22 protein-coding genes are annotated in these 22,099 nt (G+C 67.8%); 12 read left to right on the top strand and 10 right to left on the bottom strand.

Annotated elements, in window-relative coordinates; all coding sequences use genetic code 11:
* Positions 1-18: 18 nt before the first annotated feature.
* From G361_RS0114430 to G361_RS0114395, 8 genes are all read right to left on the bottom strand, one after another.
* The gene (locus tag G361_RS0114430) at positions 19-825 is read right to left on the bottom strand and encodes an acyl-CoA dehydrogenase family protein (RefSeq protein WP_019927796.1); all 807 of its coding nucleotides are present in this window, start codon (positions 823-825) and stop codon (positions 19-21) included.
* Positions 826-827: 2 nt separating this feature from the next.
* Positions 828-1,949 (bottom strand): acyl-CoA dehydrogenase family protein, encoded by a 1,122-nt coding sequence (locus G361_RS0114425; protein WP_019927795.1) that lies wholly within the window; start codon positions 1,947-1,949, stop codon positions 828-830.
* Positions 1,950-2,159: 210 nt separating this feature from the next.
* Positions 2,160-2,516 (bottom strand): nuclear transport factor 2 family protein, encoded by a 357-nt coding sequence (locus G361_RS0114420; protein WP_052172790.1) that lies wholly within the window; start codon positions 2,514-2,516, stop codon positions 2,160-2,162.
* Between the two features lie 46 nt (positions 2,517-2,562).
* On the bottom strand, positions 2,563-3,774 hold the full coding sequence (locus tag G361_RS0114415) for an amidohydrolase family protein (RefSeq protein ID WP_019927793.1): 1,212 nt from the start codon (positions 3,772-3,774) through the stop codon (positions 2,563-2,565).
* A gap of 3 nt (positions 3,775-3,777) precedes the next feature.
* Positions 3,778-4,119 carry a hypothetical protein gene (locus tag G361_RS0114410; RefSeq protein WP_019927792.1) on the bottom strand — a complete coding sequence of 114 codons (342 nt, stop codon included), beginning with the start codon at positions 4,117-4,119 and terminating at the stop codon, positions 3,778-3,780.
* A 1-nt stretch (position 4,120) separates the two neighbouring features.
* Positions 4,121-5,404, bottom strand: coding sequence for an aromatic ring-hydroxylating dioxygenase subunit alpha (locus G361_RS0114405; protein ID WP_019927791.1), 1,284 nt, complete (start codon positions 5,402-5,404; stop codon positions 4,121-4,123).
* A gap of 16 nt (positions 5,405-5,420) precedes the next feature.
* Positions 5,421-5,945 (bottom strand): carboxymuconolactone decarboxylase family protein, encoded by a 525-nt coding sequence (locus G361_RS0114400; protein WP_026343032.1) that lies wholly within the window; start codon positions 5,943-5,945, stop codon positions 5,421-5,423.
* Between the two features lie 101 nt (positions 5,946-6,046).
* Positions 6,047-6,511: a pyridoxamine 5'-phosphate oxidase family protein gene (locus G361_RS0114395; RefSeq protein WP_026343031.1), complete on the bottom strand. Its 465-nt coding sequence runs from the start codon at positions 6,509-6,511 to the stop codon at positions 6,047-6,049.
* A 132-nt stretch (positions 6,512-6,643) separates the two neighbouring features.
* Here G361_RS0114395 and G361_RS0114390 point away from each other — a divergent pair, with 132 nt between their 5' ends.
* The 12 genes from G361_RS0114390 (at position 6,644) to G361_RS0114330 (ending at position 19,355) form a co-directional block, all read left to right on the top strand.
* Positions 6,644-8,041 carry an ABC transporter substrate-binding protein gene (locus tag G361_RS0114390; protein ID WP_026343030.1) on the top strand — a complete coding sequence of 466 codons (1,398 nt, stop codon included), beginning with the start codon at positions 6,644-6,646 and terminating at the stop codon, positions 8,039-8,041.
* A 2-nt stretch (positions 8,042-8,043) separates the two neighbouring features.
* On the top strand, positions 8,044-10,167 hold the full coding sequence (locus G361_RS0114385; RefSeq protein WP_019927787.1) for an ABC transporter permease subunit: 2,124 nt from the start codon (positions 8,044-8,046) through the stop codon (positions 10,165-10,167).
* Positions 10,145-10,858, top strand: a complete 714-nt coding sequence (locus tag G361_RS0114380) for an ABC transporter ATP-binding protein (protein ID WP_019927786.1) — start codon at positions 10,145-10,147, stop codon at positions 10,856-10,858. The genes G361_RS0114385 and G361_RS0114380 overlap by 23 nt, the downstream gene beginning before the upstream one ends.
* A gap of 41 nt (positions 10,859-10,899) precedes the next feature.
* On the top strand, positions 10,900-11,622 hold the full coding sequence (locus G361_RS0114375; protein ID WP_036495073.1) for an ABC transporter ATP-binding protein: 723 nt from the start codon (positions 10,900-10,902) through the stop codon (positions 11,620-11,622).
* Entirely contained in the window at positions 11,619-11,990 is a 372-nt protein-coding gene (locus tag G361_RS0114370) for a hypothetical protein (RefSeq protein ID WP_019927784.1), read from the top strand. The genes G361_RS0114375 and G361_RS0114370 overlap by 4 nt, the downstream gene beginning before the upstream one ends.
* Entirely contained in the window at positions 11,962-12,273 is a 312-nt protein-coding gene (locus G361_RS0114365) for a hypothetical protein (RefSeq protein ID WP_019927783.1), read from the top strand. Before G361_RS0114370 ends, G361_RS0114365 begins: the two co-directional genes overlap by 29 nt.
* A 90-nt stretch (positions 12,274-12,363) precedes the next feature.
* The gene (locus tag G361_RS0114360; protein ID WP_052172789.1) at positions 12,364-13,596 is read left to right on the top strand and encodes an amidohydrolase family protein; all 1,233 of its coding nucleotides are present in this window, start codon (positions 12,364-12,366) and stop codon (positions 13,594-13,596) included.
* Positions 13,597-13,717: 121 nt separating this feature from the next.
* Positions 13,718-14,884 (top strand): acyl-CoA dehydrogenase family protein, encoded by a 1,167-nt coding sequence (locus G361_RS0114350; protein ID WP_026343028.1) that lies wholly within the window; start codon positions 13,718-13,720, stop codon positions 14,882-14,884.
* Positions 14,885-14,959: 75 nt separating this feature from the next.
* Entirely contained in the window at positions 14,960-16,180 is a 1,221-nt protein-coding gene (locus G361_RS0114345) for a CaiB/BaiF CoA-transferase family protein (RefSeq protein ID WP_019927779.1), read from the top strand.
* On the top strand, positions 16,177-16,977 hold the full coding sequence (locus G361_RS0114340; protein ID WP_019927778.1) for an enoyl-CoA hydratase/isomerase family protein: 801 nt from the start codon (positions 16,177-16,179) through the stop codon (positions 16,975-16,977). The genes G361_RS0114345 and G361_RS0114340 overlap by 4 nt, the downstream gene beginning before the upstream one ends.
* Before the next feature lie 69 nt (positions 16,978-17,046).
* Positions 17,047-18,192, top strand: coding sequence for an acetyl-CoA C-acyltransferase (locus G361_RS0114335; RefSeq protein ID WP_026343027.1), 1,146 nt, complete (start codon positions 17,047-17,049; stop codon positions 18,190-18,192).
* 11 nt (positions 18,193-18,203) lie between these two features.
* Positions 18,204-19,355: an acyl-CoA dehydrogenase family protein gene (locus G361_RS0114330; RefSeq protein WP_019927776.1), complete on the top strand. Its 1,152-nt coding sequence runs from the start codon at positions 18,204-18,206 to the stop codon at positions 19,353-19,355.
* Between the two features lie 57 nt (positions 19,356-19,412).
* On the opposite strand, the gene G361_RS43640 is transcribed toward G361_RS0114330, so the two are convergent.
* Entirely contained in the window at positions 19,413-20,519 is a 1,107-nt protein-coding gene (locus tag G361_RS43640) for a glycosyltransferase family 4 protein (protein ID WP_019927775.1), read from the bottom strand.
* Between the two features lie 313 nt (positions 20,520-20,832).
* On the bottom strand, positions 20,833-21,969 hold the full coding sequence (locus tag G361_RS0114320; protein ID WP_155981449.1) for a hypothetical protein: 1,137 nt from the start codon (positions 21,967-21,969) through the stop codon (positions 20,833-20,835).
* Positions 21,970-22,099 lie beyond the last annotated feature (130 nt).

Here is a 22,099-nt window from a genome sequence, read left to right as displayed (position 1 = left end):
GTCGAAGCAACTCTTCCGTTACAGCTGCGCCAGCCGGGGCGCCCCGCCCTCGGCGCGAACCAGCGCGCCCGCCTCGCGCGTGAGTTCCCGTGTGCTGCCCAGCAATCCGTCGAGCACCAGCACCCGGCGGATGTGCCGGTGCAGATCGTGCTCGTCGGTGAAGCCGATACCGCCGAGCACCTGCTGGCAGTGCCGGGCGGCGGTGAGGGCGGCCTGGCCCGCGGCGGCCTTGGCGAGCAGCGCGCCCAGTTCGCTGTCGGCGACCGTCAGGGTCGCCTCGGCGCCTTCCAGCGCCACCAGGGTTTCCGCCAGCCGGTGCCGTACGGCCTGGAAGGAGGCCAGTGGGCGGCCGAACTGCACGCGATCCAGCACGTGCGTACGCGCCAGTGCCAGCATGGTCCGCCCGGAACCGATCAACCACCACGCCAGCGCGGTACGACCCGCAGCGAGCGGAATCGCGTTGCCGGAGGGAACTTTCCGCAACGGCAGTTCGCCGTCGACCGCGGCGCCCGCTGCGGAAACGGCGGATTCCCCGCGCTCCCAGACGATCCAGGAGCCGCCCGAGGACGGCAGCGGCACGGTCGCGCCGTCCTCGGGCGGTTGTCCCGCCGCGTGCCGCACCACGTCGTTGAGGACGGAGGCGTGCGCGCCGGTCTCACCCAGCAGCCGGAACACCAGGGGCACAGCGACTTCCGGCATCTCGGCGAGCATCTCGTGCCAGCCGAGTTCGGTCAGCGCGTGGTCCAGCGCGCCGCCGGTGACCGTCGACATCGTCTTGCGCAGGGTTCCGGTGAGCAGTTCCAGCTCGGCGGTGTCCACACTCATGCTCACTCCTTGCCCAGGTCCAGCAGGCGGCGGGAGATGATGTTGCGCTGGATCTCCGCGGTGCCGCCGTAGATGGTGGCGGCGCGGGAATACAGGAACTCCGTGCGCCATTCGAGGTCGTCGAATTCCACCGCGCCGGGGATGAGGTCCCGCACGGTGTTCATCAGCTGTTGTTCGGCGGTCGCGAGCAGCACCTTGTCCACCGAGGTCTCCGGGCCCAGATGCCCGCCGTCGGCAAGGGTCTGCTGGGTTGTCCGGGAGCGGCAGCGCAGCATGTGCAGAGCCAGGTAGGTGGAACCGATCTCGGCGTCGGCCTGGGTGTCGCCGGGCGGTGCGGTGGTCTGCGCGATCAGCTTGTCGAGCCGGTTGAACAGGTAGGCGCCACGGTGCCAGAAGCAGGTGGAACGCTCGTGCGGCAGCAGGTCCATCGCCAATTGCCAGCCGTCGCCGAGGTTTCCGAGCATCCGGTCACCGGGCACCACCACGTCGTCGAAGTACACCTCGGCGAATTCGTCGAGCCCGTGCATGGTCTTCAGCGGGCGGACGGTGATACCGGGGGTGTCCATATCGACGAAGAAGGCCGTGATCCCGGCGTGGCCCGGTGCGGTCCGGGTGAGCAGGACGCATCGGGACGCGTACTGCGCCAGGCTGGTCCACACCTTCTGCCCGTTGACGACCCAATTGTCGCCGTCGGGAACGGCTTTCGTCGTCAGCGAGGCCAGATCGCTGCCGGAGCCGGGTTCGGAGAAGCCCTGGCACCACTGTTCGGCGCCGGAGAGCATGAGCGGCACCATCTCCGCGGCCAGCTCGGGGCGGGCGTAGGAGATCATGGTCGGCACCAGGACCTCGATCATCGAGTACAGACCCGGCTCGGCGAGATCGCGGGTGGCGACCTCCTCGCCGAGTACCGCGCGCAGTACCGCGGGCCCGCCGAGCCCGCCGACCTCGGCCGGCCACCCGTACCGCATCCACCCGGCGTCGAACAGCGCCTTGCGCACCCGGCCGAGCTGTGCCACCTGCCCGTCGAGTGAGTGATCGGCCCCGGGGGACAGGTCGTTCTCGTCGAGCCAACTGCGCAACTCCGAGCGGAACTGCGCCACATCGGGGATCACGGAAGCACTCATACAGCGTCCTTTCGCGCCGGGCGAAACCGGTGAAAGTGGCTCGCCCGCCGCGCGATCCGCTCCGATTCGAGACCGGCGGCGGAACAGTTCACAGCGAGCGGGCGGAAGGGGAAGAGCCGGGGCCACGCGGCCGGAACGGCGCGTGACCACCGGGTGGAACGGTGACGAGGGCCCCGCCCCATGGAACGGAGCGAGGCCCTGGAAAGCATGTCAGGCCTTCGAGTTTTCGAAGGCATGCGGGATGCCGGAGTCGTGATCACCACTGCGCCGGATGAACGTCATCCGCCGGGTCTTCAACCGCCAGCCCTGCTCGGTGCGCACGAGAGTGTCGGTGTAGTAACCGATCCGCATATCGTGCGCGCTGTGCTCCACGAAGCACAGCGGCTGGGTTCCGGTGGCGGTGTCGCCGTCGATCTCCAGAAGCGGTGTGCCCGTGAGGAACAGCCCCTTCGGTGCCGCCTCCACCAGTTCCGGGAACAGGTCCAGGGTGTAGGTGTCGCCGAAGGCGCTGTAGGAGCCGTCGGGGGTGAACACCTCGAGCACCCCCTGCACATCGCCCTTGGTCATGGTGACGGCATACTTGGCGAGCAGCTGCTGGATCTCCAGCAGATCTTCAGTTCTGGACAAAGACCTTGCCGCCTTTCATGACGAACGACACCTGCTGGGTCACCGTGATGTCGTCGATGGGGTTGCCGGGAACGGCGATGATGTCGGCCAGCATGCCCTCGGCGATGCGGCCGCGGTCCTCGGCGTCGATCAACTCGGCCGCGTTGACGGTGGCCGCCCGCAACACATCCGCCGGATCCAGGCCGCGCTGCACGAGTGCGACGAGTTCGGCGGCGTTCTTGCCGTGCGGGATCGCCGGAGCGTCGGTGCCGACCGCGATCTTCACGCCCGCCTTGTACGCCGCCAGCACCGAGTTGCGCGCCTTCGGATACATCTCGGCCGCTTTGGCTTTCAGCTTCGGGTCGGCCTTCGAGATGTCCATGTAGTCGGTGAGCCCGGTGGTCGGCACCAGCCAGGTGCCGCGCTCCACCATCAGGTCGATGGTGTCGTCCTCGATGAGGAAGCCGTGCTCGATGCAGTCCACGCCGCACAGGATGGCGTGCTTCACCGCGTCGGCGCCGTGCGTGTGCGCGGCGACCTTCATGCCGCGGCGATGCGCCTCGTCGGTGATCGCCCGCAGCTCGTCGTCCGAATAGTGTTGTGCGCCGGGCGAACCGGTCAGCGACATGACACCACCGGAGACGCAGATCTTGATGACCTCGGCGCCGTACTTGATCTGGTACCGGACCGCCTTGCGCACCTCGTCCACGCCGTTGGCGATGCCCTCCTCGAGGGTCAGGTGCAGCACGTCGGGCGCGAACGCGGAGAACATGGTCGGATCCAGGTGACCACCCAGCGGGGTGATCGCGTGACCGGCGGGCACGATGCGCGGCCCGTCGATCCAGCCCTGGTCGATCGCCTTGCCCAGCGCGACGTCCAGCAGATATCCGCCGGTCTTCACGAACAGGCCGAGATTACGGACGGTGGTGAATCCGGCCCGCAGCGTGCGGCGGGCATTGCCCACCGCACGCAGCATCCGCAGGGCCGGATCGTCGGTGACACTGGAGGCCAGGCCGGTCTCGCCGCGACCGCCCATCAGGAGGTTGACCTCCATGTCCATCAGGCCGGGCAGCAGAATCCGGTCACCGAGATCGATGACTTCGCCTTCCACCGCACCGCCTACGCCGACGATGGTTTCACCTTCGATGCGCACGATGCCGGGCCGCACGATCTCGCCGGATTCGACGTCGAGCAGGCCGGCCGCCTTCAGTGTCAGCATGTTCTAGACCACCGGCTCCTGGATGCAGTCCAGGTAGGCGGCGCCCGAGTCGGGCACGCGGGCCTGCTTCCAGACCTCGACGGGGAACGACACCATCACCAGCGACTGCAGCAGGTGGAACAGGTACCGCTGCGGGTCGGGCAGATCGGACCAGTCGAAGGTCTCGATGTGGTCCAGCGCGGGCTGCAGACGCGGGAAGACCGTGTCGTACAGGTCCTGCATCTCCTCCATCGAGGAGGCCAGCCGCTTGGCGTAACGCTCCGGCTCGGTGGCCAGGATCCACGGCTCGTACTTCTGCAGATCGGCGAAATCGGCCGGGAGGGTTTTGGTTTCGGTGTTCGTCATATCAGTTGGCCTTCCCGTTACGGCCGGCGCCGGCACGGTGGTCGGCGACGATCTTCTGGACGTGGGTGTGCAGGTGGCGCAGCAGGACTTCCTGGTCGTTGAGCGGGAATTCCTTGATGGCCCGGGTCTCGAGCATCTTCTGGGTGGCCTCGAGGGTGTTCGCGTCCTGCAACGCGTACTCCTTGAAGGTGACGCCCGCCAGCTCCTGGCCGAGGCGCTCGCGCGCGGTCTTCGGCGGCACGAAGTACAGGCTGGCCTCGAAGGTGTGGCTGTTCACCGCGGTCGGCCAGTAATGGTAGGTGAGGAACCAGCCCGGCGCCCAGAACAGCAGCGAGAAGTTCGGGAAGATCTCGAATTCGTCGATGCCCCAGGCGCGATGGCGGGCCGGGTTGATGCCCTCGGGCAGCACGTCCAGGCCCTCGATGTCAGGGCGGTCCCACGGGCCGAACAGGCCCGAACGCAGCTCCCGCTCGATCGGCTTGACCATGCCGGGATCCTTCGGCGGGGCCATGCCGCCCCAGGAGGACACCATCGAGTGCGGCGCGGCGACCTCGTAGTGCAGCGCCTCGAAGCCGACGTTGATCAGCTTGTCGGCCTCGTCCTTGACCGCCTGCTTCTGGTGCAGCACCGGCGCGTGGTAGAACTCGGCGAACGCGTCGATGAACAGCTTCCAGTTGGCGCCGATCTCGGCCTTGTAGCTGTACACCTCGGTCATCTCGTGGAACGGGTAGCCCTCCACACCCTTCAGGAAGGGGCCGAGGTACTCCTCCAGCGGCTTCGCGTTGTCGTCGAGGTTGACGAAGATGAAGCCCTCCCACACCTCGCAGCGCAGGCCCTTGAGCCCGTACTGACCCTTGTCGAGGTCGAAGAACTCCTTCTCCTGCTGCACGAAGGTCAGGTCACCCTCGAGGCTGTAGCGCCAGGCGTGGTACTTGCAGGTGAACTGCCGGCAGACGCCCTGCACTTCCTCGTTGGGGTAGTCGTTCCACACCAGCTTGTTGCCGCGGTGCCGGCAGATGTTGTAGAACGCCCGCACCTCCTTCTCGGAGTCGCGGACGACCACGATCGAGGTGTTCAGGAACGGCAGTTCCTTGGTGAAGTAGCTGCCCACCCGCGGCAGCTTGTTGATCCGGCCGATGTTCAGCCAGCTCTTGCGGAAGATCGCGGCCTTCTCGTCCTCGTAGAAGGCGGGATCGATCGAATCGGTGAAATCGACGGGCCCGGTGCCGAGTTCGGGGTAGGTCTTCGTCCAGCTACCCGCAGCCGGCTTGGTGAAGTGTGCCATTACAGGAGATTCCCTCTCAGTGTTCGCTGGAGACGCCGAAGGTGTTCAAGGCGATCGACAACGTGATGTAGCCGCCGACCGTGAAAACCAGGTCCATGCGCTGCTTTTCGTCGAGCCGCTCGCTGAGTGCGGCCCATGTCTCATCGGAGAGTTCGGACTTCTCGTCGAGTTCGTCGACGGCGTTGAGGACCAACTGCTCGAATTCGTCGGCGGCGGTGCCGTCGAGGATCCCGGCGATGTCCTCCGCGGACAGGCCTGCCTCCGAACCGAATCCGCTGTGGTGTTCCCACTCGTACGCGCAGTTGCGGCGGTGCGCGACCCGCAGGATCACCAGTTCCCGGATCCGCGGCGGCAGTGTGGACGTGAACAGCAGATGGACACTGAATCCGAGGAACTTCTCGGTCAGGTCCGGATGCCACGCCAAGGGCGCCATGGCGGGCCCCGCGCCTTCGGGATTACGGCGTGCTCGCGGCAGTAGTGCCTTGAACGCGTCCCGGGTCCGATCGTCCCAGCGCTCGGCTGGCAGCGGTGGCAGGCGCATCCTTGTCCTCCTCTCGTGAGAATCGCATTCTCAAAAACTGAACTCTAGATTTCCATGAAGCCGCGTGTTAGTCAACAGAGCGTCCCCTCACCGGGGGTGAGTCATCGCCGCATCTTGCTGAAATCCCAGCTCACGACCCGCTCCGGAACCAGCCGCAGCCAGGCGTGGCGGCCGTCGTAGTGGAAGCCGCGCCCGGGGGAGTACTTCTGCGCGAACAGCCGCTCCGGCTCCTCGAGCTGGGAATTCGCCTCGCCGGTGCGGGGCGCCTCGCCGACGGTCTCGGCGGTGCCGCGCAGCTCCACCCCGCGCAGCTGCAGGAAGTCGGCGCCACCGTCGTCGACGATCGCCGACAGCCGCGGGTCGCGGCCCAGATCGGTCCACCGCTGGCTCCGGACCAGCGAGTTCAGCCACAGGGCGGTGCCGTCCCAGACGAACCAGAGGGCGCTGGTGTGCGGATGTCCGCCCGGCCCGAGGGTCGCGATCCGGACCAGCGGCTGCGCGCCGAGGAAGGCGTCACGCTCCTCGGCGGTCATGGCGATGGCGTGGCCGCGTCGTTGCCCGGTCATTTGATCTCCCCAAAGCCAACATGTTGATTCTCCATTTCTGAGAAGATAGTTTTCTGACAGCGAGAGCACCATGGCTCGCGCTGCTCGACGGAGAGCAGTGGGGTGCGGAAACGGCCCCCTTCAAGGAGGAATCTGGTGAAACCCAGGCGCATACTCGTCGCGCTGACCGCGGTGGCATTACTCGCGGCAGCGGGCTGCAGCCGTAGCGGCAGCAGTGGTGAGGAGAGTTCGGCGACCGGCGGCAACAGCGGCGGCAGTAGCAGCAGCAGTTCCGTGTCGGCCGACTTCGGTGACCTGAAGGGCCTATGCCACAGCGGCAAGGCCTCGAGCGCACCCGCACAAGGCGTGACCGCCGGTGAGATCAAGGTCGGTGTGTTCACCGACATGGGCTTCACCAAGAACCCCGAGCTGGCCGACGCCGCCAAGGTGTTCACCTCCTGGTGCAACGACAACGGCGGGATCAACGGCCGCAAGATCACCTACAACATGCGCGACGCGAAGCTGATGGAGGTCCGGCAGCGCATGCTGGAGTCCTGCCGCGACGACTTCGCGCTCGTCGGCGGTAGTGCCGCCCTCGACGGACTGGGTGTGAAGGACCGGCTGTCCTGCCTGCTGCCCGACTTCCCGGCGCAGGTCGACCAGATCGCCAACGCCGGAGCCGACCTGCAGGTCGGTGGCGGCGTGACCGCCGGCGGCCGGTACGACCCGTACACCGGCTTCCACCAGTGGCTGTTCAAGGACGCCTACCCGGCGTCGGCCTCGGCGATCGGCCTGATCAACGGCGACTCCCCGGTCACCAAGGTGATGGGTACCGCCTATGAGGAGGCGCTGCCGCAGCAGGGCGCGACCATCGTCTACGACGATCTGTACCCGGCCGCGGGCGTGTCCGACTGGACCCCCTACGCGCAGTCCATCAAGACCAAGGGTGTCAAGGGCCTGATCTTCCTGGGCGACTTCAACAGCCTCGCCAAGCTCGAGGACGTGCTGACCGGCATGGACTACAAGCTGGACTGGATCGACACCAACTCCAACGCGTACAACTCGCAGTTCATCAAGCTGGCCGGCAATTCGCTCGCCGTGCAGCACAACTACGCGGACATCAGCGGCACCGCGCCGCTGGAGTCGAACCTGCCCGCGATGAAGCAGCTCAAGGATCTGTTCGCCAAGTACGCGCCGGGTGAGGACATGACCTACCCCGCGGTGCGCGCGTTCGGCCAGTGGCTGCTGTTCGCCAAGTCGGCCGCGAGCTGTGGTGACCAGCTCACCCGCAAGTGCCTCCTCGACGCCGGCAAGGGCGAAACCGCTTGGACCGCAGGTGGTCTGGAGGCCCCGACCAATATGGGCGACCCCAACTTCATCCAGAAGTGCTTCAATGCCGAGCAGGCCGGCCCGCAGGGCTGGAGCACGCCGGACTTCAAACCGGACAACGGGCCGTACCGCTGCAACGTCGACCCGTACGTCTACAAGACCCCGGGTGGTAAGCCGCTCACCCTCGCGGATGTCGGCAAGAGTCTGGGTGATCTGAAGTAACCATGGACAAGTTCCTCGCCTTCGGGATCGTCGGGCTCAGTACCGCGGCGATCTATGCGGTCATCGGTAGTGGCCTGGTGGTCACCTACACGACGACCGGCGTGTTCAATTTCGCGCACGGGGCGGCGGGCATGATGTCGGCGTTCGTGTACTGGCAGCTCACCATCGGGTGGGGCGTGCCGGTACCGGTGGCCGTGGTGCTGGTGCTCGCGGTGTTCGCACCCCTGTTCGGGTTGCTGTTCGCCCGGGCGCTGGCACCGACCCAGGGACTGGGTGACGCGGAGAAGTTGGTGATGACAGTGGCCCTGCTGTCGGGCCTCATCATCGTCGCCCGCTGGATATGGAATCCGAACGTGTCCCGGACGCTGCCGAAGTTCTTCGCCGGCGAGCGTCCGATCCACCTCGGGCCCGTCACCATCACCTGGCATCAGGCGCTGACCATGCTGGTCGCGGTCGCGGTCGCGGCCGGACTCCGAATCCTGCTGTACCGCACCAGAACCGGTGCGGAAATGCGGGCCACCGTGGACGACCGGGCGCTGGTGGGACTCACCGGCGCCGATCCGCAGCGGGCCAACAAGGTCGCGTGGATGCTCGGCATCGAGCTCGCCTCGATCGGCGGCATCCTGATCGCGCCGACCGTGGCGCTGGACGCCCAGCAGCTGTCGCTGCTGATCGTCAGCGCCTACACCGCGGCGATCTTCGGCCGGTTGTCCAACCTGCCGATGACCTTCCTCGGTGCGATCGTGGTCGGTTGCCTGGAGAGCTACCTCGCGGGCTATCTGCCACAGAACGAGTACCTGCCCGGCTTGCGGCTGGCCGCGCCCGCGCTGTTGCTGTTCCTGGCGCTGCTGCTGTTCCCGCACGGCCGCCTGCGCGGCCGGGACCGGAAGCTGAGTCCGGTGCCGCTGCCGACGATCAACGGATCGCTGGTGTTCGGCGCGATCATCGTCATGGTCGGGATCATGCTCGCCACGATGCTCGGTGAGGCGAATCTGATCACCTACGGGCAGATGTTCGCCTTCGCCATCATCGCGTTGTCGTATATCCCGCTGGCCGGTTTCGCCGGGCAGATCTCCTTGTGCCAGTTGAGTATCGCGGGCATCGGCGCCGTCGCCTATTCGCACTTCGGTGTGCACGGGCAATGGTGGGCGATCCTCGCGGCCATGGCTGTCGCGGGCGTCGTCGGCGCCCTCATCGCGGTTCCGGCGATGAGGTTGTCCGGCGTCTATCTCGCCTTGGCCACAACGGCTTTCGCGGTGGTACTGGATCGCTGGATCTTCACCCTGCCGGAATTCCACGTGTTCGGCCTGAAGATCGCGCTGTTCGATCAGGGTTCGGTGGAACTGGTCGGGCCGAACCTGTTCGGCCTGCACCTGGACAGTACGTGGAAGATCACGATCTTCGCCTCGGTCTGTCTGGCCGTGGCCACCCTCGGGGTCGCGTTGCTGCGGCGCAGCCGGTTCGGCCGGCGGCTGATCGCGTTGCGCGACAGCGAATCCGCCTACGCCACCCTCGGCGGCAACCTGCTGTTCGCCAAGGTGGCGGTGTTCGCGCTGTCGGCGGCCATCGCCGGACTCGGTGGTGCGCTGCTCGGGATGCAGCTGCGGTCGGTGACCGCGGATCAGTTCAATCTCGTTGCGGGACTGCCGATCTTCCTGATCGTCGTGATCGGCGGCCTCGGTGCGGTGGGCAGCGGATTCTTCACCGGCGTCACCTTCGCCGGACCGCTGAACGTGATTCCGGTGCTGTGGCCGTCGCTGACCAACCTGGCACAGGTGCTGCCGTCCGCCGGTGGCGCGTTCTTCGCCGGTGGCGCCCTCGGCGAGGGCGCGGTGGCCGGTATGCGCAACAGTTTCGTTCCGGTGCTGCGCGACAAGGTGACCGGAGTCCTGCTGATCGGCGGGCCGATCGTGTTGTGGGTGCTGCGCCTCAACGACGTGATCAACGGCTGGCTGTTCACCCTCGGCGCGTTGATCGTCGCCGTGGTGGCCCGGTACTGGGCCCAGGCCCGGGCACCGAAACCCGAAGTGGAGCCGGAGATCCCGGTCGAATGGTGGGGTGTCCGCCGACCCTGGCGGGCCGAGGACGAGGAGGTGCTCGATCGTGCCGTCACTGCTCGAGGTTGAGAACGTCACCGTCAATTTCGGTGGTCACAAGGCGCTCGACAGCGCCGGGCTGCGGGCCGAACGTGGCCACGTCACCGGCCTGATCGGTCCCAACGGGGCCGGGAAGAGCACCCTGTTCGATGTGATCTCCGGCCTGCGCCGGCCCAACACCGGATCGGTGGCCATCGACGGCCGCGACGTCACCCGGCTGAACCCGGCTCGCCGGGCCCGGCACGGGCTGGCCCGTACCTTCCAGCGACTGGAACTGTTCGGGCGCTTGAGCGTTCGCGACAACCTGCTGGTCGCCGCCGAGCTCGGGCCGCACCGCCGGCACGCGCGCCGCACCGTCGGTGACATCATCGAGCGGCTCGACCTGCACCACGTCGCGGACTCGTCGGCGGATGCCCTGCCGACGGGTACCGGACGACTGGTCGAGGTGGCGCGGGCGATGGCCGTCCGGCCGGCGCTGGTGCTGCTGGACGAACCCGCCGCGGGTCAGGACCACACCGAGACCGAGAAGTTCGCCGCCCTGTTGCGGTCGCTGGCCGAGGACGGCGCCGCGGTGCTGCTCGTCGAACACGACATGGACCTGGTGATGAACGTCTGCGATCAGCTGTTCGTCCTGGATCTGGGCAAGATCATCGCTTCGGGTCCGCCCGAGGTGGTCCGTCGCGACAAGACCGTGCTGGCGGCCTATCTGGGGGAGTCGTGAGTTTGCCCTATACGGACTCCTATCCGACCGAGCGGTTGCCGATCGTCCGGGAACCGGCGTCCGCGCCGCTGCTGGAACTGCGTGAGGCGCGCGCCGCCTACGATGCGATCACCGTCCTGCACGGTGTCGACCTGGCGGTCGCCACCGGGCAGGTGGTGGCCTTGCTCGGGCCCAACGGCGCGGGCAAGACCACGACCCTGAAGGTGGCCGCGGGCGTCCATCCCGTCACCGGTGGGCGGCTGCTGCTCGGCGGCCGCGACATCACCGGCGCCAACCCGAAAGATCTTGCGCGAGCGGGGGTTTGCCTCATCCCCGAGGGGCGTGGGGTATTCCCCAACCTCAGCGTCCGGGACAACCTGCTGATGATGACCTTCACCGGCCGGCCCCGGCGCGAGATCGAGGAGATCGCGTTCACCCGGTTCCCGATCCTCGGGAAACGCGCCAACCAGCTCGCCGGCACCATGTCGGGCGGCGAGCAGCAGATGCTGGCACTCGCGCGCGGCCTGGCCACCGACCCGGCCGTGCTCATGCTGGACGAACTGTCCATGGGCCTGGCCCCGTTGATCGTGGGTCAGCTCTACGAACAGGTCGCCGAGATCGCCCGGCAGGGCGTCGCGGTGCTGGTCGTGGAGCAGTTCGCCGCCGCGGTGCTCGACATCGCCGACCACGCGGCCGTGCTCGTGCGCGGCCGCATCGAGAAGCAGGGTCATCCCGACAGCCTGCGCCACGAACTCGCCGAACTCTATCTAGGAAGCACGAAATGACCGAAGCACGCGCGGACCGTTTCGTCCGTGAACTCGCGGAGCTGAAGATCGCCGACCCCGCCGCCGGTCGCTCCCAGCTGTGGCTGCGCCTCGGCACCCTGCTGCTGGTGCTGGGCCCGGTCCTGGCCGTGGTCGCATTCCTCATGTCGCACAGCACCCGTGACCCGCTGGTGCAGCGCGACGCCATCACGCTCGTCGGCGGGGCGGTCGTCGCGGCGGTGGTGGGGGCGGCGCTGTTCCTGCGGTACTCGCTGACCGGATTCCTGCGTTTCTGGCTGGCGCGGCAAGCCTTCGATCTCGCGGTGTTCGCGGATCGACTGAACCACAAGGAGGTTGATCATGACGGCAGTTTCACTGCGTCCCGGTGAGCAACTGGCCAGCACGGTGTGCACCACCCGGGTGGTGGTCGTGCGGGCGCCCGGCGCCGAGATCGAGATCAGTTGCGGCGGAGCGCCGATGGAGTCGGCGGCCGGTAAGCCCGCGCCCGGCAAGGTCGGCGCGAACGAGGCGGTCACCCTGGTCGGCAAGCGGTACGTCGACGCCGACGAGACCGTCGAGCTGCTGTGCACCAACTCCGGAACCGGTGAGCTCGCGCTCGGCGGCGTGGCGCTGACCCTGAAGGCCGCCAAGGCGCTTCCCGCGTCCGACTGATCGACCGCGGACGAGGAGAAAGGGGTAGCCGTGGAACTCGAGGATCTGATCCTGATCAGTGTCGACGACCACATCATCGAACCGCCCGACATGTTCGTGAACCACCTGCACCGGCGGTACTGGGGCGACGCGCCCCAGCTGGTGCATCGCGAGGACGGCACCGACGTGTGGACGTTCCGGGATGTCGTCATCCCGAACGCCGCGCTCAATGCCGTTGCGGGACGGCCGAAGTCGGAGTACGGCATGGAGCCGCAGGGCCTGGACGAGATCCGGCCCGGCTGCTACGACGTGCACGAGCGGGTGAAGGACATGAGCGCCGGAGGCATTCTGGCGCAGATGAACTTCCCGTCGTTCCCGGGATTCGCGGCGCGGTTGTTCGCGACCGACGATCCCGGGTTCTCGCTCGCGCTCGTGCAGGCGTACAACGACTGGCACGTCGACGAGTGGTGCGCGGCCTATCCGGGCCGGTTCATTCCGATGGCGCTGCCGGTGATCTGGGATGCGCGGCTGTGTGCGGACGAGGTGCGGCGCAACGCCGCCAAGGGCGTGCACTCGCTGACCTTCACCGAGAATCCGGCGGCGCTGGGCTACCCCAGCTTCCACGACCCGTACTGGAATCCCTTGTGGGAGGCCCTGGTCGACACCGACACCGTCCTGAGCGTGCACATCGGCTCGTCCGGGCGGTTGTCGGTGCCGGCGGTGGATTCACCGCCGGATGTGATGATCACCCTGCAGCCGATGAACATCGTGTCGGCCGCGGCGGATCTGCTGTGGTCGCGGGTGATCAAGGACTATCCGGGTATCCGGATCGCGCTGTCCGAGGGCGGCACCGGCTGGATCCCGTATTTCCTGGAGCGGGTGGACCGCACCTACGAGATGCATTCCACCTGGACGTTGCAGGACTTCGGCGGGAAACTGCCGTCGGAGGTGTTCCGTGAGCACTTCCTGACCTGCTTCATCAGCGATCCGCTCGGGGTCCGGCTGCGGCACGACATCGGTATCGACAACATCTGCTGGGAGGCGGACTATCCCCACAGCGACTCCATGTGGCCGCACGCGCCGGAGGAACTGCACGGGGTGTTCACCGACCACCGGGTACCGGACGCCGACATCGCGAAGATGACCTACCAGAACGCGATGCGCTGGTATTCCTTCGATCCGTTCGCGCATATTCCGAGGGAGCGGGCCACGGTCGGCGCCCTGCGGAATTCGGTGGCGGATCACGACGTGAGCACGCAGTCGCGCAGCCACCGAGTGGTGGCGCCGGAGGACAAGCTGGCGGGTTACCGTGAGCGTGCCCGCCGGGCGGTCGCGGCGCGGTGAACGGGTTTCACCGGCGCGGGTGTTCTGGGACCGCACCCGCGCCGGTGGCCGCCCGGACGAATTCGATCCGCCGCACCACGGCAGCGGCGCAATATGAAGGTTGGTGAATGTGGCCGAGGGTATGAATTTCGAGCTGAGCGATGACCAGCAGCTCATCCGGAAATCCGTCGCCGAATTGTGCAAGCGATTCGACGACCAGTACTGGATGGAGAAGGATCTCGCGCACGAATTCCCGACCGAGTTCTACGAGGCGATGGCCAAGGGCGGCTGGCTGGGCATCGCGATTCCGGAGGAATACGGCGGGCACGGGCTGGGGATCACCGAGGCGACGATCCTCGCCGAGGAGGTGGCGCGTTCCGGTGGCGGCATGAACGCCGCGACCGCGATCCACCTGTCGATCTTCGGTATGCATCCGGTGGCGGTGCACGGCTCCGAGGAGCTCAAGCAGCGGGTGCTGCCGCGGGTGGCCGCGGGCGACCTGCACGTGTGCTTCGGCGTCACCGAACCCGGTGCGGGCCTGGACACTTCGCGGATCACCACGTTCGCCCGCCGCGACGGTGACCACTACGTGGTCAACGGCCGCAAGGTGTGGATCTCCAAGGCGCAGGAATCGGAGAAGATCCTGCTGCTGGCGCGCACCCAGAGTTACGACTCGGTCGAGAAGAAGACCGACGGTATGACGCTGTTCCTCACGGATCTGGATCGCGACAAGGTCGACATCCGGCCGATCAAGAAGATGGGCCGCAACGCCGTCACCTCGAACGAGTTGTTCATCGACGGGTTGCGCATTCCCGTCGAGGACCGCGTCGGCGAGGAGGGCAAGGGCTTCAAATACATTCTCGACGGCCTCAATCCGGAACGGATGATGATCGCCGCGGAGGCGCTCGGCATCGGCCGGGTGGCATTGGACCGCGCTGTGCGGTACGCGAACGAACGCATCGTCTTCGACCGGCCGATCGGCATGAATCAGGCTATCCAATTCCCCCTGGCGGATTCGCTGGCGCACCTGGATGCGGCCGAGCTGATCTTGCGGAAGGCGACATGGCTCTACGATAACGGAAAGCCCTGTGGCCGTGAGGCGAATACGGCGAAATATCTGTGCGCGGATGCCGGATTCACCGCCGCCGACCGCGCGCTGCAAACCCACGGCGGCATGGGTTATGCCGAGGAGTACAACGTGGCCCGGTATTTCCGGGAGGTCCGGGTGATGCGTATCGCCCCGGTCAGCCAGGAAATGATCCTCAATTACCTGGGCTCGCACGTGCTGGGTATGCCCCGCAGTTACTGAGCGGTCCCGGACGAGCCACGAGAGAGCAGGAGTGACAGGTATGGGCTGCAACGATTCCCGCGCGCGGGTGCCGCGATGACCGCCGCGCCGCCGCAGGGCGGACTGCTGGCGGGCATCACCGTGGTGGCGCTCGAGCAGGCGGTGTCGGCGCCGATGTGCACCCGGGTGCTCGGTGATTTCGGCGCCCGGGTGATCAAGGTGGAGAATCCGGCCGGCGGCGACTTCGCCCGCTGGTACGACGATGTCGTCTCCGGCCAGGCCGCGCACTTCGTGTGGTGCAACCGCGGTAAGGAATCGGTCACCCTCGACCTGAAATCGCCTGCGGGCGTGGAACTCCTGCACAAACTGCTGGACCGGGCCGACGTACTGGTGTCGAATCTGGCGCCCGGCGCGACGGCCCGGCTCGGCGTGGCCCCGGATCAGCTGGCGCGCAGCCATCCCGATCTGATCGCCGTCGAGATCGACGGTTTCGGCGCGGGCGGCCCGCTGTCGCACAAGCGGGCCTACGACCTGCTGGTGCAGGCCGAATCCGGGGTGTGCTCGGTGACCGGCTTCCCGGGCGAGCCCGCCAAACCCGGCCCGCCGATGGCCGACGTCACCACGGGACTGCATGCGGCGCTGTCGATCCTGGCGCTGCTGACCGCGCGCGAACGCGGCCGCACCGGCGGTGCGCAGGTGTCGCTGAGCCTGTTCGACACCATGGCCGACATGATGGGCTACCACCTCACCTACACCCGGCACTCCGGTATCGAGCAGCAGCCGCTGGGCATGAGCTCGCCGGCGGTGGCCCCCTACGGCGCGTACCCCACCGCCGACGGTCAGACCGTGGTGCTCGGCACCACCAACGACCGCGAATGGCAGCGGCTGGCCCGCGAGATCCTCGGCCGTCCCGACCTCGCCGAGGACGAACGCTTCCGCACCAACCCGGACCGCTGCCGGCACCGCGAACTGATCGACGCCGAGATCCGAACCTGGTGTGCCCGGTACGATCTCGCGCACATCCAGAAGACCGCCGACGACGCCGGCATCGGCAACTCGCGCTACAACACCCCCGCCGAGGTGATCGCGCATCCGCAACTGTCCGAGCGCGACCGCTGGCACGAGATCGACAGCCCCGGCGGCGCGATCCCGTCCCTGCTGCCGCCACCGGTCATCGCGGGCTACACCCCGCCGATGGGTGCGGTACCCGGGCTGGGCGAGCACACCGACGCGGTCCTGAACGAACTCGGCGTGGACACCGCGGAACTGGCGCGATTGCGGACGGCGAAGGCGATCGGCCCGGAGTACCCGCGATGACCGAAGCGGCACTGCTGATCTCGGACCGCGACGGTATCCGGACGCTGACGCTGAACCGGCCGGCCCGCAAGAACGCGATCGACCGCGCGCTGTGGCTGACCCTGCGGGACACGCTCACCCAGACCGGTACCGATCCCTCGATCCGCGCGCTGGTGATCACCGGGGCCGGGGGAGCGTTCTGCTCCGGCTCCGACCTCGCCGCCGGCGACGACACGCACCCGATGTACAAGGTGCGCTTGATGAACGAGGTCGCGCTGCTGGTGCACGAGCTGCCGATCCCGACCGTCGCGAAGGTGACCGGGGTGGCCGTCGGCGCCGGCTGGAATCTGGCGCTGGGTTGCGATCTCGTCGTCGCGACCCCGGAATCCACCTTCTCGCAGATCTTCGCGAAGCGCGGCCTGTCCCTGGACCTCGGCGGCTCGTGGCTGCTGCCCAAGCTGGTCGGCCTGCAACAGGCGAAACGCCTTGCGCTGCTGGCGGAGACGATCGACGCCGCCGAGGCGCACGCGCTGAACCTGGTGACCTGGGTGGTGCCCGGCGACGGGATCGACGCGTTCGTCGACGATCTCACCGACCGGCTGGCCGCCGGTCCGCCGATCGCGCTGGCACAGACCAAGGCTCTGCTCAACGAGGGCGGCGACCGCACCCTGCGGGACGCGCTGGCGAGCGAACAGCGTGCGCAGGCAATGAATTTCGGCACCGCCGACGCGGGCGAGGCGTACGCCGCGTTCGCCGCGAAGCGGTCCGCGACCTTCACCGGCCGCTGGGCCGTGCCCCGGCCCTCGGCGGAGAAGTGAACATCGGGCAGCCACAGTTCCGAACCCCACGACGGTTCGGCGGAATATCCGGCAGAGTGAGGGAAGAACATGCGTGAAGTAGTGATAGCCGAGGCCGTACGGACCCCCGTCGGCAAGCGCAACGGTGGCCTGTCCACGGTGCATCCGGCGGACCTGTCCGCGATCGTGCTGACCGCGCTGGCCGAGCGCACCGGTATCGATCCGGTGATCGTGGACGACGTGATCTGGGGCTGCGTCTCCGCCGTCGGCGACCAGTCCAGCAATATCGGCCGCTATTCCGTGCTGGCCGCGGGCTGGCCGGAGAGCGTGCCCGGTACGACCGTCAACCGCGCGTGCGGATCCAGCCAGCAGGCCCTGGATTTCGCGGTGCAGGCGGTGATGTCGGGCCAGCAGGACGTGGTGGTCGCGGGCGGTGTCGAGTCGATGAGCCGGGTCCCGATGGGCGCGGCGCGCGGCACCGGCATGCCGTACGGGCCGAAGGCCCTGGCCCGTTACAACGGTTTCGAGTTCAACCAGGGCGTCGGCGCCGAGATGATCGCGCAGAAGTGGGGTTTCGACCGCACCGCCGTCGACGAGTACTCCGCGCGCTCGCACGAACTGGCCGCCGCCGCCCAGGACGCGGGCGCCTTCGCGGCCCAGATCGTCGCGGTGCCGACGGAGGACGGGGAGGTCACCGCCGACGAGGGTATCCGGCGCGGCACCACCGCCGAGAAACTCGCCAAGCTGAAGCCGTCGTTCCGGGAGGACGGCGTCCTGCACGCGGGCAACTCCTCGCAGATCTCCGACGGCGCCGCCGCCATCCTGGTGACCACCCCGGAGAAGGCGCGTGAGCTGGGCCTGACCCCGATCGTCCGCTACACCGGCGGCGCGGTCGCGGGCTCCGATCCGGTGCTGATGCTGACCGGCCCGATCCCCGCCACCGAGAAGGTACTGCGCAAGACCGGCCTGAGCATCGGCGATATCGGCGCCTTCGAGGTCAACGAGGCCTTCGCCCCCATCCCGCTGGCCTGGCTGGCCGAGACCGGCGCCGACATCGAGCGCACCAACCCGCTCGGCGGCGCCATCGCGCTGGGCCACCCGCTCGGCGGTTCGGGTGCGGTCCTGATGACCAGGCTCGTACATCACCTGCGCGACAAGGGAATTCGCTACGGCCTGCAGACCATGTGCGAGGGCGGCGGCACCGCCAACGCCACCATCGTCGAACTCGTTGCCTAGGAGGTATTTTCGTGCGCCGCGATATTTTCACCGAAGACCACGAGGCCTTCCGCCGGCTGGCGAGGGAGTACATCGAGAAGGAGATCGTCCCGCACTATCCCGAGTGGGAGAAGGCCGGCCGGATGCCCCGCGAGGTGTTCGAGAAGCTCGGCTCGCTGGGCCTGCTCGGCACCGCCATCCCCGAGGAGTACGGCGGCGGCGGTGTCCGCGACTACCGCTACAACATGGTGCTGCAGGAGGAGTCGTACCGCGCCCAGGTCACGCTGAGCACGGTCCGCACCCAGATCGACGTGATCCTGCCGTATTTCCTGGAGTACGCGAACGCCGAACAGCGCGACCGCTGGTTCCCCGGCCTCGCCAACGGCACCCTGCTCACCGCGATCGGCATGACCGAACCCGGCACCGGCTCGGATCTGGCGGGTATGCGCACCACCGCGATCCGCGACGGTGACGAGTACGTCATCAACGGCGGCAAGACCTTCATCACCGGCGGCCTGCTCGCCGATCTGGTGATCGTGTGCGGCCGCAGCTCCACCGATCCGGACAACCGCCGCGCCGGCCTCACCCTGATCGTGGTGGAGAGCGGCCGCCCCGGCTTCACCAAGGGCCGCGTCCTCGACAAGATGGGCTGCAAGGTCCAGGACACCGTCGAACTCCACTTCGACAACGTCCGCGTCCCGGTGACCAACCGCCTCGGTGAGGAGGGCGCCGCCTTCGGCTACCTCGGCCACAACCTCGCTCAGGAACGCATCACGGTGGCAACGGGTTCGGTGGCCCAGGCCCACGCCGCCATCGCCGCGACGATCGATTACGTCAAGGAGCGCAAGGTCTTCGGCCAGCCGGTCGCCGGCTTCCAGAACACCAAATTCGAACTCGCCGCCATGTCCGCGGAAGTCGAAGCGGCCCAGGCGATGCTGGACCGGGCGGTGATGGAACTGGTGGAGAACCGCCTCTCGGCCCCGGATGCCGCCCGCACCAAGCTGTTCTGCACGGAGGTCCAGGCCCGCGTGGTCGACCGCTGCCTCCAGCTGTTCGGCGGCTACGGCTACATGATGGAATACCCCATCGCCCGCCTCTACACCGACGCCCGCGTGGCCCGCATCTACGCGGGCACCAGCGAGGTGATGAAGACCATCATCGCCAAGGACCTCGGGCTGCGCTGACGAGAGGCTGTTTCCTGCTTCGGGAAACAGCCTCCGTCCCGGGCCTCCGTCCGCAGGTCACGGCATCGAATCAGGACTTCCGCCGACGCCCTGCAGCCGGAGGCGCGAATCCGATTCCACGGTCGACGGCGCCAGGATCAGTTCCTCGAGTTGCCGCACGATGGTCCGTGGCGAGACGGGCAACGGCCGGGTGAACACGCTCAGTAGCGCGTCCACCGACTGTTCGACGGTGAACCTCATCCCGGCGGCCTCCCGGACCGCGGCGGGCAGGGGACCGCTGTCGACTGCCGCGCGGATACCCCAGGCGAGTGCCTCGGCATTGTCCGGTGCGATGAGAATCACCCCGCCGCAGTCTGTTTCCGGCAGGCCGCCGTCGTCGGAGGCGACCACCCGGCAGCCCGAATGCTGGGCCTCGATCGAGACGATCCCGAAGGTTTCGTGCCAGTATTGGCTGTTGGACGGCATCACCACGATATCGTGCGTGGTCATCAGACCCGCCATGCTCTCCGCCGACTTGCGGGTCGCGACGACCGAGATCGCCGGATGCTCGATCAGCAGTCGTTCGATGATCCTTCCCTGCGGCTTGTCCACGCCTGCCGTCGTGGCCGTGAACGTGAGTTCCGGATCCTGCTCGATGATGTCGATGTGCAGTGTCTCCAACAGGGTGTAGACGCCTTTCTCCGGACTCAGCCTGCCCGCGAACAACACTCGGGTCCTACCGGTGTCGTTGGCGGCCCGCACGTGCGTCGCGAAACACGGCTCGGCGAACGGATAGACGATGCTGACGGTGGCGATATCGACGTCCAGGTAGTCCGACCACAGCCGCGCCGCGTACCGGCTGGTGACTATCAGCGCCCGGTCTCGGGTGCCCTCGACGGCGAACGCTCGGTGCCGTTCCCGGATGGGCGGCGGGTTGTGCAGGATGAGAAAGGCGGGTTGCCTGGTCGCGACATCATGTGGTTCGTTGACGAAGACGACGGTGCCGTCCAACTCGGCGACATCGGCGAGCGCCGGCAACGAGTGGAACGGAACATCGGTGAATTCGTTCCGGCCGTCCTCGATCCCGAGGCCGACCGTGACCACCTGGGCGGGTTCACCACGCCGATTCAGTTCCCGGACGTGTCCGACGGTGTAATTTTCCGATCCGCCGGTGCCTGCGGGCAACGGATTCCCTGGAGACCAGATGAACGATATCAAGTTGTGCAGCCTTACTTTCGGTTGCTCGGGCCCCGTCTGACGGTGCCGACTCGGGTGAACGGCGGCGGCGAGGCGGGCGCGCGGGCCGATGTTCGTTCCGGTCGGTGGTTGGCGATCGCATGATCGGTGTCGCGGGCAGAGGCGCACTCATCGAGCAATCCGTGGCTGGTCGGCGCGGCGCGGGTGACGCGTACGCGGCATTGTCCTGCCTGGGCCACAACCCGGCCTCTTCAACGTAGCACGGTGGTAACGGGTGCGGTGGCCCGGTTCGGCCGGGCCCCTACCGGCCCCGGCGCCGGGTCGATCTGGCGAACCAGATCGCCGCCGTGGAGATCAGCACGAGCGAGACCGCGATCAGCTCCAGCGGCGGCCGGGGCTCGTCCATGACGACCGGCGGCCGGGCGTCGTGGGAACGCCTGTGCCACACCGGCTGTGGAGTCACCGGCAGCTCCACGGCCGGTGTGCCGACGGTCCTCCTGCCCCGCAGCCATCCGTACAGCCGCAGCGCCGCCACACCGACCGCGAGCCCGAGCAGGACGCCGGCGAGGACGCGGAGTTGCTGCCAGCGATTCTGGGATTCGGTGTCGGTCAACCGTGCCGAGGGCTGGAACGGATTCGGCAGCTCCCAGCCCAATCCGGCCGGTGTGGTGGCGGCCGGCGCCGCGGCCTCGACGAACGTCGTGCCGGCTACCGGCCCGGCGGTTACTCGGAAGGTCGTCGCCGGTGGCCTGGCCCAGGTACCGGACAACCCGTCGACGCCGGCGAACGGACCCAGGTCGTTCGCGGAAGTTCCCGGCAGCGAACCGATCCGGGGCCAGGCCTGATTCTGCCGCGGTGCGCTCCACCAGCCGAGGTCCCAGTGCCGCTGGATGCTCGCGCCCGCCGTGCCGGTGAATTGTGCCGGGGCACCGGCCATCGGAGCGCCGGAGGGCGACGGCACGCACGGTTCGACGGCCGGGAAATCCAGATCGACCTGCTGCGTCCCGCCGAGCGTCAGCCGCTGCCCGGACTGGATGTCGTCGACGATCGGATTCGGCAGGGTGTTCACCGCCGGCGGGGCGGCGTCGGCGGAGGCGGGCCCGGTCGGCCGCAGATCCGCCAGCCGGGCATCACCGCCGAGAAGCAGAATGCCGTGAAACGGGTTGTCCCCGCACACGGCCACCGCATAGGTCAGCTGCGGGTGATCCCCGGGTGCGCCGGGAAGCGCAGGGGCGACGGACAATTCGACGTGATCGTCCATCGGGTCCTGATCGGACCCGAGCACCGCGACCCAGCCGTCGAACGGCGAGGCGGCGGGCCGTCCGTCGAGGGTCAGCGATACGAGACCGAAGAACACGATCGCGGCGAGGCAGATGGTCGCGATCACCACCCCGGGCCACCAGCGGTATCTGCGGGTCGGATCTGGTCGAGAAGGCAAAGCGGTCTCCGGAGCTGAAGGTGCGATTCGCGCTGATCGCCGAATATCCGGACTGAACTGTCTCGGCCGACGACACATGCGGCAGAAGGTTACCGCAGCGCGTTCGGTCGCCGTGCCCGGCATCGTCGAT

It is taken from the genome of Nocardia sp. BMG111209 (genome assembly GCF_000381925.1).
In the GTDB taxonomy this organism is placed as follows: domain Bacteria; phylum Actinomycetota; class Actinomycetes; order Mycobacteriales; family Mycobacteriaceae; genus Nocardia.
This window is presented reverse-complemented; position numbering and strand designations above follow the sequence as displayed.